Origin of the sequence: Phytohabitans sp. LJ34, from assembly GCF_052068095.1 — a bacterium.
Classification (GTDB): Bacteria; Actinomycetota; Actinomycetes; order Mycobacteriales; family Micromonosporaceae; genus Phytohabitans.
In genome coordinates this window covers 1-11,903 of record NZ_JBQHDG010000045.1, presented here as the reverse complement: position 1 = coordinate 11,903, position 11,903 = coordinate 1, and the positions used below count along the sequence as shown (strand labels likewise).

General features: G+C 72.8%; 10 protein-coding genes and 1 riboswitch. Of the genes, 2 read left to right on the top strand and 8 right to left on the bottom strand.

Annotation, left to right across the window (positions count from 1 at the left end; translation table 11 throughout):
- The 3 genes from ribD to rpe all read right to left on the bottom strand — a co-directional run bounded on the left by ribD (position 1) and on the right by rpe (position 3,066).
- Complete coding sequence (gene ribD, locus ACTMTJ_RS44420) at positions 1 to 1,056, bottom strand: bifunctional diaminohydroxyphosphoribosylaminopyrimidine deaminase/5-amino-6-(5-phosphoribosylamino)uracil reductase RibD (protein ID WP_441225033.1); 1,056 nt, start codon at positions 1,054 to 1,056, stop codon at positions 1 to 3.
- Between the two features lie 116 nt (positions 1,057 to 1,172).
- Positions 1,173 to 1,320: riboswitch (FMN riboswitch) on the bottom strand.
- Positions 1,321 to 1,420: 100 nt separating this feature from the next.
- Positions 1,421 to 2,389 (bottom strand): GGDEF domain-containing response regulator, encoded by a 969-nt coding sequence (locus ACTMTJ_RS44415; protein ID WP_441225032.1) that lies wholly within the window; start codon positions 2,387 to 2,389, stop codon positions 1,421 to 1,423.
- Positions 2,386 to 3,066, bottom strand: a complete 681-nt coding sequence (gene rpe / locus ACTMTJ_RS44410; RefSeq protein WP_441225030.1) for a ribulose-phosphate 3-epimerase — start codon at positions 3,064 to 3,066, stop codon at positions 2,386 to 2,388. The genes ACTMTJ_RS44415 and rpe overlap by 4 nt, the downstream gene beginning before the upstream one ends.
- An 86-nt stretch (positions 3,067 to 3,152) precedes the next feature.
- Between rpe and ACTMTJ_RS44405 the strand changes: the two genes are divergently transcribed.
- Positions 3,153 to 4,049 (top strand): septum formation family protein, encoded by an 897-nt coding sequence (locus ACTMTJ_RS44405; RefSeq protein WP_441225028.1) that lies wholly within the window; start codon positions 3,153 to 3,155, stop codon positions 4,047 to 4,049.
- A 1,181-nt stretch (positions 4,050 to 5,230) separates the two neighbouring features.
- Here the strand turns inward: ACTMTJ_RS44405 and ACTMTJ_RS44400 are convergent.
- From ACTMTJ_RS44400 to def, 3 genes are read right to left on the bottom strand one after another with little or no spacing between them, the layout of a single operon-like run.
- Positions 5,231 to 6,631, bottom strand: a complete 1,401-nt coding sequence (locus ACTMTJ_RS44400) for an RsmB/NOP family class I SAM-dependent RNA methyltransferase (protein ID WP_441225071.1) — start codon at positions 6,629 to 6,631, stop codon at positions 5,231 to 5,233.
- A complete protein-coding gene (fmt, locus tag ACTMTJ_RS44395; protein ID WP_441225026.1) occupies positions 6,589 to 7,512 on the bottom strand; it encodes a methionyl-tRNA formyltransferase in 924 nt (307 codons plus the stop codon). Before fmt ends, ACTMTJ_RS44400 begins: the two co-directional genes overlap by 43 nt.
- A gap of 3 nt (positions 7,513 to 7,515) precedes the next feature.
- Complete coding sequence (gene def, locus ACTMTJ_RS44390; protein ID WP_441225024.1) at positions 7,516 to 8,076, bottom strand: peptide deformylase; 561 nt, start codon at positions 8,074 to 8,076, stop codon at positions 7,516 to 7,518.
- A gap of 128 nt (positions 8,077 to 8,204) precedes the next feature.
- Between def and ACTMTJ_RS44385 the strand changes: the two genes are divergently transcribed.
- The gene (locus ACTMTJ_RS44385) at positions 8,205 to 9,410 is read left to right on the top strand and encodes an esterase-like activity of phytase family protein (protein ID WP_441225022.1); all 1,206 of its coding nucleotides are present in this window, start codon (positions 8,205 to 8,207) and stop codon (positions 9,408 to 9,410) included.
- A gap of 197 nt (positions 9,411 to 9,607) precedes the next feature.
- Here ACTMTJ_RS44385 and ACTMTJ_RS44380 read toward each other — a convergent pair whose 3' ends face one another.
- On the bottom strand, positions 9,608 to 11,521 hold the full coding sequence (locus ACTMTJ_RS44380) for a primosomal protein N' (protein ID WP_441225069.1): 1,914 nt from the start codon (positions 11,519 to 11,521) through the stop codon (positions 9,608 to 9,610).
- Between the two features lie 64 nt (positions 11,522 to 11,585).
- Positions 11,586 to 11,903 (bottom strand): methionine adenosyltransferase domain-containing protein (locus tag ACTMTJ_RS44375; protein WP_441225021.1); only part of this gene is annotated, 318 nt, incomplete at its 5' end.

Below are 11,903 nucleotides of genomic sequence, written 5' to 3'. Positions count from 1 at the left end.
TTAGCCCTCCCTCTTGCGCGGAATCGCGCTGAACCGCAGGTCCGGTCCGACCTGGGTGATCTCGGTGTAGTCCAGGTCGATGGCCTCGGCGATGGTGTGCACGCCCGCGTCGGCCAGCGCGGGCGATCCGGCGCCGAGAAGCTTCGGCGCCACGTATCCGATGATCTTGTCGATGAGGCCCGCGGCCAGGAAGCCGCCGGCCAGCGTCGGCCCGCCCTCCAGCAGGACCGCCCGGACGCCGCGGGCGTAGAGGCCGGTGAGCAGCGCGGCCAGGTCGACCCGCCCGTCCGGGCCGGTCCCCATCTCCGCGGCGGTCACCACCCAGGTGGGCGCGGCGCCATCGCGGACGCGGGCCTTCTCCGGGGTACGGCCGGCGGAGTCCACGACCACGCGCAGCGGCTGCTGGATGTTGAGGGTGCCGTCGCGCAGGTTTCGGGCGGTGAGCCGGGGATCGTCGGCGAGCACGGTGCCGACCCCCACGACGACCGCGTCGACGGTGGCGCGCAGCTTGTGCACGTCCATCCGGGCCGCCTCGGAGGTGATCCACATGCTGGTGCCGTCGATGGCGGCGGAGCGGCCGTCGAGCGTCGCCGCGTACTTCCAGATCACGTACGGCCAGCCCCGGCGCACGGCGGTCAGCCAGGCGATGTTGCCCGCCTCGGCCTCGCCCTCGCGCACGCCGGTGACCACGTCGACGCCGGCCTCGCGGAGCGTGTGCACGCCACCGCCGGCCAGCGGGTTGGGATCGGCGACGGCCACCACCACCTTGGCCACGCCAGCGCGGATGAGCGCGGTCGTGCAGGGACCGGTGCGGCCGGTGTGGTCGCAGGGCTCCAGCGTGACGACCGCGGTGCCGCCGCGTGCCCGCTCCCCCGCCTGTGCCAGCGCGACGATCTCGGCGTGCGGCCCGCCCGCGTACGCGTGGAAGCCCTCGCCCACGACCTTGCCCTCGCGGTCGAGGATGACGCAGCCGACGACAGGGTTGGGACTTGTGGTGCCGAGCCCGCGGGCGGCCAGCGCGATCGCGCGCCTCATCGCCTCGTCAACGCCCGTCATGCGCGTCCCTCTCCGATGCCTGCGAGTCGCGCAAGCAGGGAGACGGGGGTGGCGTGAGGGGCGGCAGTGGCCGGCAGCGTCGGTGAACCGACCCCGTCCAGGGGTGCCTCCGTCCCGCGCGCTAACTCCCATCCGGACTTTGACCGTCGGCCCTGGAGTCACACCAGGTCCACCGGCCGTTGGCTACGACCGGGTCGCGGGCTTTCCGGGCGTTACGCCCGGATCACCGCCGGTTCGGAATTTCACCGAGCCCCGCCAGCGCGTGGTGGGTTTACCCATCGAGTCTTACACCTTTGCCGGTGGGACGCACCACGGGACGCGGCCAACGTCACAGTCGCGCACGCTGAAAGGTCCAGTGGGACCGCTACTGGCTCTCGGCCTTGCGGCGGTCGACGGCGATGTAGGAGCCGGGCTGGTTTTTGGCGACCTTCTTCATCTCGGAGGCGACCGCGATGACCTCGCGCGGATCGGCGTACTTGCGGCCGGTCGCGGTGGACTGGGCCACGCCGATCGAGAGGGTGACCAGGTGGGCCTTGAGCAGGTTTCCCCGGCGGTCGGGCACCAGGACGTAGCCGCGCTTGGCGTGCTCGGCGTCGTAGAGCTCGTCGGCGGCCTGCTCGAAGTCGACCACGGCCTGCTGGGTGAGCGGCAGGATCTGGTCGGGGTGGCAGACGATCACGAAGTCGTCGCCGCCGATGTGGCCGAGGAACGCCGGTGGCAGGCCCGCCGAGACCACCGCGCGGTGCATGCTGCGGGCCAGCGCGGTGATGAACTCGTCGCCGCGCTCGAACCCGTACACGTCGTTGACGCTCTTGAACCGGTCGATGTCGACGTAGCCGACCGCGTAGTCGGTGCCGCTGCGCATGCGGTCGAGGATCTCGCGCCGCACGCGGGTGTTGCCGGGCAGGCCAGTGAGCGGCGAGACCTCGCGAAACTCCTGGTTGCGCCGGAGGGTGGAGCGGACCCGGGCGATCAGCTCCAGCGTGTCGAAGGGCTTGACCAGGTAGTCGTCGGCGCCGGCGGTCAGGCCGACCACCTTGTCGACGGTCATCCCCTTGGCCGTGAGCATGATCACAGGCAGCGCGGAGGTCATCGGGTTGGCCCGGAGGCGGCGGGTGAGCTCGAGCCCGTCCATGCGGGGCATCATCAGGTCGACCACGGCCAGGTCGGGGTGGCGCTTTTCGACCAGCTCGAGCGCCTCGTGACCGTCGCCGGCGAGCACCACCTCGAAGCCGTGGATCTTGAGGTTGACACTCACGAAGCGCGCGATGTCCTGGTCGTCGTCGACGACCAGGATCAGGTCGGGCCGCTCGACGGCCGGATCGGTGGTCATGGCTCCGTCATCGCCCTGGCGGCTATGCCGCGCAGCTTGCGCACCGCCTCGGCCGGGTCTTCGGCGCTGTAGACGGCGGTGCCGGCCACGAACGCGTCGGCGCCCGCCTCGGCCGCCTCGGCGATCGTGTCTTCGGCGATCCCGCCGTCGACCTCGATGCGCAGCTCCAGGTGGCCGGCGCGAGCGTGCCGCCGGGCGGCGGAGACCTTGTCGAGCATCGCCGGGATGAACTTCTGCCCGCCGAAGCCCGCCTTGATCGTCATGATCAGGAGCGTGTCGAAGTGGGGCAAGAGGTCCAGATAGGGCTCGACGGGCGTGTCGCGGTCGATCGCCAGCCCCGCCTTGGCGCCCGCCGCGCGCAGATCCTTCGCCAGCGAGATCGGGTTGTCCGACGCCTCGACGTGGAACGTCACGTTGTAGGCGCCCGCGTCCGCGTAGCCGGGCGCCCAGCGCGCCGGATCCTCGATCATCAGGTGCACGTCGAACGGGAGCGCGGTCGCCGCACGCAGGCTCTGCACCACCGGCAGGCCGATCGTCAGGTTGGGCACGAAATGGTTGTCCATCACGTCGACATGGACCCAGTCGGCGGCGTTTTCGACAGCACGGACCTCGTCGGCGAGGCGGGCGAAGTCGGCAGCGAGGATGCTCGGCGCGACGACCGGCGATGGTGCGCTCACCTCCGACAGTGTACGGAGCCGAGTCGCCCTGGCGCCCGCCCGGTACCGTATGCTGCGCCGGTCAAAACCCTGGGGAGGGTGAAAAAATGCGGCGCGTTTTGAGCGTGGCTGTTCTGGGCGGACTCGTGGCGACACTGCTCGCCGCATGCAGCAAACCGGCCGGTGTCGATGGCGACCTGGTCGACGACTGGAAGGCACAGCCCGAGGCGACATCCTTCGTGCCGGAGTCGGGCGTGTGCCACCTGTCGCTCCCCGACGAGCGGCTCATCTCCCGCACCGCGTACAACCCGATCGACTGCGCCACCGAGCACCACTACGAGACGGTGTTCGTCGGCGAGCTCACCGGCTCGGCCAAGGACGCGAGCGCGCCGCCCGACGCCGGGTCGGAGGGGGCGCGCAAGACCTTCGAGGAGTGCGACAAGAAGGTCACCGAGTACGTGGGTGCCGACTGGCGGGGCGGCCGCCTCGACATCTACATCTACTACCCGGCGAAGGCCGCCTGGGAGGGTGGCAGCCGCTGGTTCCGCTGCGACGTCACCGAGATCCAGTCGCTCGACTCCAACGAGATCAAGCGCCGCGCGGGCAACCTCAAAGACGTGCTCAAGGCCGCCGCGCCGATCGCCTTCGGCTGCTTCCGCGCCGTGCTCAGCGGCGACAACATCAACGCGATGAACGCGGTGGCCTGCGGCCAGGCACACGGCGCCGAGTTCGCCGGGGTCTGGGCCGCGCCGGAGAGCACGTACGCCGACTTCGAGAAAAACACCCAGCGCGCCCACGACGGCTGCCGCGGCGTGATCGCCAAGTGGGCGAAGATCCCCAACGACGGCAACCTCAAGTTCCGCACCGGCACGATCATCTACTTCCCCACCGAGGAAGAGTGGAACGACGGCGACCGCGGCGTGCAGTGCTTCGCGTGGATCAGCGACCAGAAGCTGCGTGGCTCCGGCAAGGGCGCCGGTCCCGGATACTTCCGCATCCGCTGAGGCCTGGTTTCGGGGGTCGGGCGGCTTCGGCCCTCCCGACCCCACATTTTTCTTGAGCTACCGCGACGTCCGCGGTGGTCCGGACCGCTGCTCCCGCGGCCTCACCCGTCCGCTGCCGGTCGCGCTCACCCCCTAGCGGGTCGAACTGCCCCGTCTGTGCGTCCAGGTCGACAGCCATCCCCGGGCCGGTGGCCCCGGGGTGGGGTGAGGTGTCCACGGACCCCCTTTGCTCTGCACCCACATAGGAGACAGTCGGAGTCGGCGTTGCGTCGTGGAAAGCACCCGGCGCGAGGCACGCGCTTTTCCTTGATCGGCGCGAGGGGGCAGGTCGCGCCAGCAGATCGTGGTATTTCTCGGCCCTTATGGGGGCAGTTGTGTACCACGATCCGTTGGCGGCGGGGTGGTTCTGGTATCGATCAAGGGATACGCCGCCCACACCCACTGCGGACGGAAGCGAAACGCACGCACCCGCACGCCCGAGGTAACGCGGCGTTACCTCCGAACGCGACGGGTTGAAGTAGCACCCCCTCGGCTTTCGCAGAAATGCCACGCAGTGCATAACCATGCGATCCATGCGCACCCCCGAGGCACCTCCACCGCCACCTATAGACCATTTGTCGCTTCTCTTGTCGCAGCAAGAGACACGTCAAGTGGATCTAGAACACTTATGGTCGAAGGGGCAACCACAAATGTTCTAGATCTACTTCCAGGCGATGCATAAATATCAACCCCCACCGAGGCCGGCCACCCCCCAGAGCCGCAGCCAGCGCGCGAAGCCCGAGCCGTGCCGTATGCCGTCGTCCACCCGAACGGGGAGCGGACCAGCGCCGGGGCCGCCACGAACCACGAACCCGCAACCATCAGACGGTGGCTGGCGGCCCCGGCGCTGGTCTGCTCGGCTCAGCTTGGACGACGGCATACGGCACGGCTCCCACCGCAACCACCCACCCAAGAACGTGAACCAAGCCGGGGACGGCCGGGCCGGAGCCCGAGGCCCCGCCGGAGGCGCCGAAGTAACCGCGACCGAAGCCCGAGTCAGCGGCCCGGCGATTGTGGGCAAAACGCCATAGCCGCCGGCACGGAGAGGGCGGTTTGAAGGGGGTAACCGCGACCAGCGGCGGACGGGTGAGGCCGCGGGAGCAACGGACCGCGACCACCGCGGACGCCGCGGTAGCCCAGATTTAAGAATGGCCGCGCCGCAGCAAGGCGAGGAACATCGCGTCGGTGCCGTGGCGGTGGGGCCACAGCTGGACGGTCGGGCCCGCGCCGAGCCCCGGCATCCCCGCTGGCAGAAACGGCCTGGCGTCGACGAGGTCGACCGGCAGGCCGCTGCGCCGGGCCGCCTCGGTGACCGTCACGTGGGTCTCGACGAGGTGGGGCGAGCAGGTCACGTAGGCGACCAGCCCGCCCGGCCGCACCGCGGTGAACGCCGCACGCAGCAGCTCGCGCTGGAGCCGCGTAAGCGGGGGCAGGTCGGAGGGCTGGCGGCGCCACCGTGACTCCGGGCGGCGGCGTAGCGAGCCGAGCCCGGTGCAGGGGGCGTCGACGAGGACGCGGTCGTAGGGCGGGTCGGGCAGCGGGTCGCGACCGTCCTGGTGCAGCACCGTCACGGGGAGGCCGCGGGTGGCCTGCTCGACGAGGCGGGCGCGGTGTTCGGCGACCTCGACGGCGGTCACCTCGGCGCCGCGCTCGGTGGCGAGGGAGCCGAGCAGGCCGGTCTTGCCGCCCGGGCCGGCGCACAGGTCGAGCCAGCGGGCGTCCGGGCCGTCGAGCGGTGCGTTGGTGAGCGCGGCGGCGACGAGCTGGGAGCCCTCGTCCTGCACGTGCGCCCGCCCCTCGACCACCGCGCGCAGGTCGCCGGGGGCGCCGCCGGGCAGGTAGACCGCGTAGGGCGAGAAGGCGCCCGGCGCGCCGCCCACCTCGTCGGCGAGCTCGACCGCGTCGGCGCGGCCGGGTCGGGCGCACAGGTGTACCGGCGGGCGCTGGTTGTCTTCAATCAGCAGGCGGGTGGTCTCGTCGAGGTCGCCGCCGAGCGCCTCGCCGAACGCCCGCACGATCCACTGTGGATGGGCGTCGGCGACGGCGAGGTGGGCGACCGGGTCCTCGTCGTACGGCGGCGCGACCTTGCCGATCCAGGCGTCGAGATCCTGGGTGGCGATCTCGCGGAGCACCGCGTTGGTGAAGCCGGTGGCGCCCGGCGCGACCGACCGCACCAGGTCGACGGTCGCCGAGACCGCGGCGTGCGCGGGCACGCGGGTGTGCAGCAGTTGGTACGCGCCGAGGCGCAGCGCGTCGCGGGCCGGCGGGTCGATCCGGGCGACCTCGCGCCCGGCCGCGGCCGCGACGATCATGTCGATGGTGCCTTCGTGGCGGAGCGTGCCGTAGGCGAGCTCAGTGGCGAACGCCGCGTCCCGCCCGTACAGGCGCAGGTCGCTCAGGATGGCCGGGAGCACCAGGTTGGCGTAGGCGCCGTCGCGGTGCACGGCGGCCACCGCCTCGTAGGCCGCCCGGCGGGGCAGGTCGGGGCGCACCGCCGCCCTCACGCGAACGCCTCCGCCGAGACGCGGGCGCCGCGGGCCCAGTCGAGAGCGGACATCGCCTTCTTGCCGGCCGGCCGCACCTCGCCCAGGGCTACCGGGTCGGTCGCCGTGCCCACCAGCACCCGGTCCTTTTCGACGAGGAGGTCGCCCGGTTGGAGCTCCGGGCCGTACCGCACCGGTCGGACCGGGCCGAGCTTGACGCGGTCGCCGCGGAACATGGTCCACGCGCCCGGCGCCGGCGTACAGGCGCGGACCCGCCGGTCGACCGCGAAGGCCGGCTCGCGCCAGCGCACCTCCGCGTCCTCCACCGTGATCTTGGGGGCGAGCGAGACCCCGTCGGCCGGCTGCGGCTCCGCGCGGGCCGAGCCCGCTTCGATCGCGTCGAGTACCGCCACCAGCAGGCCCGCCCCGGAGACGGCGAGCCGGTCGAGCAGGTCGCCGGCGGTGTCGGTGGGCTTGATCTCCTCGGTCAGCGTGCCGAACACCGGCCCGGTGTCCATGCCCGCCTCCAGCTGGAAGACGCTCGCGCCGGTGACCGTGTCGCCGTGCAGCACCGCGTGCTGCACCGGCGCGGCACCCCGCCAGGCCGGCAGGAGGGAGAAGTGCAGGTTGATCCAGCCGCGCTTGGGGATCTCCAGGGCGGCCGGCGGCACCAGCGCGCCGTAGGCCACGACCGGGACGCAGTCGGGCGCGATGTCGCGCAGCCGGGCCTGGAACTCCGGCTCGCGCGGGCGAGCCGGGGTGAGCACCTCGATGCCCCGCTCGTCGGCCCACGCGCCGGCCGGCGAGCGGACCAGGCGGCGGCCCCGACCGGCGGGCGCGTCGGGCCGGGTCACCACGGCGACGAGGTCATGGCCGGAGGCGGCGATCGCGTCCAGCGCGGGCAGCGTGACGGCCGGCGTGCCGGCGAATACCAGGCGCACCCGTCACCGACCCAGGCCGAATGGGCTGCTGGAGGCGTGCGGGCTCACCTTTACGGTGGGCGGGGCTCCCGCGTCGTACCACTCGGCGGCCCGGATCGCCTTCATCGCCTCCTTGCGCGCCTCGGTGTCGAGACGGTCGACGAAGAGCACGCCGTCGAGGTGGTCGGTCTCGTGCTGGACGCAGCGGGCCATCAGCTCGCTGCCGACGATCCGCACCGGGTCGCCGTACATGTTGAAGCCCTGCGCCACCACGTTGAGCCGGCGCTTGGTGTCGAAGTAGAGGCCGGGGATGGACAGGCACCCCTCCTGCCCCTCCTGCTCCTCGTCGTCCGGGAAGCTGAGCACCGGGTTGACCAGGTGGCCGAGCACGTCGTCGACGTCGAACGTGAACACCCGCAGCCCCACGCCGAGCTGCGGCGCGGCCAGCCCCACCCCGCTCGCCTCCTGCATCGTCTCGGTCAGGTCGGCGACGAGCCGCCGCAGCTCCGCGTCGAAGTCGACGACCGGCTCGGCGGGCGTCCTGAGCACGGGGTCGCCGAACACTCGGATGGGCTGGACGGTCACAGCGGGGCTCCTTGCACGGGCTTGTCGCGACGCGACGAGCGAAAAAGAGGTGGCATACCAGTCTACGGAGTCGGTTGTGCGGCGCGTCGCAACCGGGCGTTCATCCGGCGCACCTAGCGTCCGCGCTCATGCGACAGATCGCCATCCGGGCGGCGGCGGCCACCGGGGCCACCGCGCTCGCGCTCGGCCTCCTCGGCTCCCCCACCCCGGCTCACGACCATGACGACGTACGCACGCCCACGCTCACCGGGTTCGCGTCGCTGCCGGCGCAGACGTACGTGCCGGCCAGCGATCCCTCCGGCGCGGCGCTCGGCACCGCGCCCATCAACGGCGTGGTGCCGCCCTTCGCGGACCAGCCGGTACAGGGCTTCTCCGGCATCGTGCGGGGCGGCGGGGGCGCGTACGAGGTGCTCTCCGACAACGGCTTCGGCACGAAGGCCAACAGCGCCGACTACGCGCTGCGGGTGCAGCGGCTCGCCCCGGTCTTCCGCACCGGCGCGATCGACGTGCTCGGCGGCTTCCACCTGACCGACCCGAACGGCAAGGTGCCCTTCCCGCTGACCCGCGCCGACCGCGTACTCACCGGCTCGGACTTCGACGTGGAGTCGATCACGCGGGCGGTCGACGGCACGTACTGGATCGGCGACGAGTTCGGCCCGTTCCTGCTGCATTTCGACCGCACCGGCCGGCTGCTCTCCGCGCCCGTCTCGCTGCCCGGCGTGTTCGCGCCGGAAAACCCGTTCCTGGCCGGCGGCACGCCCAACCTGGCCGGCAGCAAGGGCTTCGAGGGCATGGCCATCTCGCCCGACGGCCGCTACCTGTACCCGCTGCTGGAGGGGACGGTGACCGGCGACCCGGCCGGCGCGCTGCGGATGTACGAGTTCGACCTGCGGGCCGGCGCGTACACGGGCAAGCGCTGGACCTACCAGCTGGACGCCCCGGCCCACGCGATCGGCGACGCGATCACGGTCGACGCCAACCGCTTCCTGATCATCGAGCGCGACGGCGGGCAGGGCGACGCCGCGCTGGTCAAGAAGATCTACCTGGCCGACCGCCGCGACCGCGACAACGACGGCAAGCTCGACAAGACGCTGGTGGTCGACCTGCTCAACATCGCCAACCCGAAGGGCCTGGGCGGTTTCGGTCCGGTGTTCCGCTTCCCGTTCACGACGATCGAAGACGTGATCATCCTGGACGAGAAGACCATCGCCGTCCTGAACGACAACAACTACCCGTCGTCGTCCGGCCGCACGCCCGGCCAGCCCGACAACAACGAGTTCATCACGGTCCGCCTCCCGAAGTCCCTCCACCCGGACCCCCGCGCCCTGCGCTGACCTTTCCCGCGGCGGCGACCGCCGGTGTGGGAAGGCCGCTCAGCCGTCTCCGGCCGGGGCCCAGGCTCCGGCCGGAGACCCGACGCCCGGGCGCAAAGGGTGAGCGCGACCAACGGCGGACGGGTGAGGCCGCGGGAGCAGCGGTCCGGACCACGACGGACATCGCGGTAGCTCAAATCCTTTGGACTCGGAAAGATCTACAGGAGGTCCAGCGGATCTACCTGGATGCGCACCGGCTGGGCGGCCTTCTTCGCGGCGCGCACCCCCGCCGCCTCGTGCAGGGCCTTGGCGAGCGCGGCCTGGTGTGCGCGGCGCACCCGGACCAGCATCCGCTCCTGGCCCTGCGGCGCGGGCACCGGGCCGAGCAGCTCGGCGCCAACGGGCAGGCGGGCGGTGGCGAGGAGGTCGGCGACCGCCTCGGGGGTGCCGGTGAGGCTGGCCATCCGGGCGGCGGGTGGGAAGCCCAGCTCGCGGCGTTCGGTCAGCTCGCGGGAGGCGTACCAGGGCGAGTCCCAGCGGATGAGCGCCTGGACCGTGGGCAGTGAGCCGTCGGCGGCGACCACCACGCGGCCGGCGGGGCGGGCGAGGGCGGCGGCGTTCATCCAGCGGCGGAGGGTTTCCTCGCTCGCGCGCAGGTCGGCGCGGGTGAGCAGCGCCCACGTATCGAGGAGCAGCACGGCGCCGTACCCGCCGGTGGCGACCGGCTCGGCGCCCGGCGTGGCCACCACGACGGCCGCCTCGTCGGGCACGGCGGCCAGCACCTCGTCGCGGCCGGACGTCCGGATCGGCACGCCGGGGAACGCGCGGCCCAGCTCCTCGGCGGTGCGCCGGGCGCCGACGACGGCCGCGCGGAGGCGGCGGCCGCCGCAGCTGGGGCAGGCGTAGGCGGCGGCGACGCGGCCACACCACTGGCAGCCGGGCACCGCGTGCGAGGAGCGGAGGGCCAGCGGGCCGGAGCAGTGCGGGCAGCGTGCGGGGGTGCGGCAGTCGGCGCACGCCATCGACGGCAGGTAGCCGCGCCGGGGCACCTGCACCAGCACCGGCGCGCCGCCCCGGAGCGCGGCCTTGGCGGCCTCCCAGGCCACGCTGGGCAGACGCGCCGTCGCGGCCGCACCGTCGCGGGCCATGTGCGGGTCGTCGCCGGTGGGGCTGATCGAGGGGGTACGGGCCCGCGCGTTCTCCCGCGGCGCCACGATCTCCTTGGCCCAGCCGGTCTCGAGCAGGAGCTGTGCCTCGCCGGTCCGGGCGTACCCGCCGAGCAGCGCCGCCGCGCCGGCGAGCTGGGCGCGGGTGAGCAGCACCTCGCGGGCGTGCGGGTAGGGCGCGCGCGGCTCGGCGTGCAGGTCGTCGCCGTCGTCCCAGAGCGCGACGAGCCCCAGGTCGGGCACCGGCGCGAACATCGCCGCCCGGGTGCCCACCACCACCGGCACCTGGCCGCGACTGGCGGCGAGGAACGCCCGGTAGCGCTTGGCCGGCCCGAGCGCGGCGGAGAGCGCGACGTGCCGTCCGGGGCCGAGCACGGCGGTGAGCGCGGCGTCGAGGCGGTCGAGGTCGCGGGCGTCGGCGACGACGGCGACCGCGCCGCGGCCGGCACGCACGGTGGCCGCGGCGGCCTCGGCGAAGCGGGCCGGCCAGTCTTCGCCGGGCAGTGCCGACCAGACCGCGCGGGCCGGGCGCCCTTCGCCGAGGGCGGTGAGGAAGCCGGCGGCGCCGTAGGCCTCCCATCCGCCACTCTCGAACGCGATGTCCGTAATGTCCGGCGGGTCGGCGGGCGGGGCCTGCTCCACCCGCGCGTGGCGGGGCGGCACGGCCAGGCGCAGGACGTCGGCGAGGTTGCCGGCGTACCGGTCGGCGACGGCCCGGGCCAGCCGCGCCACCTCCGGCGTCAGCACGACCTCGGGTGAGACGAGCTTCTCCACGTAGAGGAGCTTGTCCAGCGAGGACTCCTCCACCCGCTCCAGCAGCCAGCCGTCGACGAGCTGGCCGGAGAAGCGCACCTTCACCCGCGTGCCCGGCTGGGCGCCCTCGTCGAGCGCGGCCGGCACGAGGTAGTCGAACGGCCGGTCGAGGTGCGCCAACGGCACGTCGACGCAAACGCGAGCGACCGGCAACCGTGTGGCCGGCTGCCGGTCGCTCGTCGGTTTGCGGGAAGTCACCGCGCCATTCTGCCGCCCTTCACGCTCCGGCGGCGGACTTGAGGTCGGCGGCGCGGTCCGTGTTCTCCCAGGTCAGCTCGGGCAGCTCGCGGCCGAAGTGGCCGTAGGCGGCGGTCTGCTGGTAGATCGGGCGGAGCAGGTCGAGGTCGCGGATGATGGCGGCGGGGCGCAGGTCGAACACCTCGCTGATCGCCTTCTCGATCCGGTCGACCGGCACGTTTTCGGTGCCGAACGTCTCCACGAACAGGCTCACCGGCTGGGCCTTGCCGATCGCGTACGCGACCTGCGTCTCGACCCGCTCGGCCAGACCCGCGGCGACAACGTTCTTGGCCACCCA

What these genes read in the sequence shown, in the direction of transcription:
- ribD (WP_441225033.1), bottom strand. Translation starts at nt 1,056, where the DNA reads ATGACGGGCGTTGACGAGGCGATGAGGCGCGCGATCGCGCTGGCCGCC.
- ACTMTJ_RS44415 (WP_441225032.1), bottom strand. Translation starts at nt 2,389, where the DNA reads ATGACCACCGATCCGGCCGTCGAGCGGCCCGACCTGATCCTGGTCGTC.
- ACTMTJ_RS44405 (WP_441225028.1), top strand. Translation starts at nt 3,153, where the DNA reads ATGCGGCGCGTTTTGAGCGTGGCTGTTCTGGGCGGACTCGTGGCGACA.
- ACTMTJ_RS44385 (WP_441225022.1), top strand. Translation starts at nt 8,205, where the DNA reads ATGCGACAGATCGCCATCCGGGCGGCGGCGGCCACCGGGGCCACCGCG.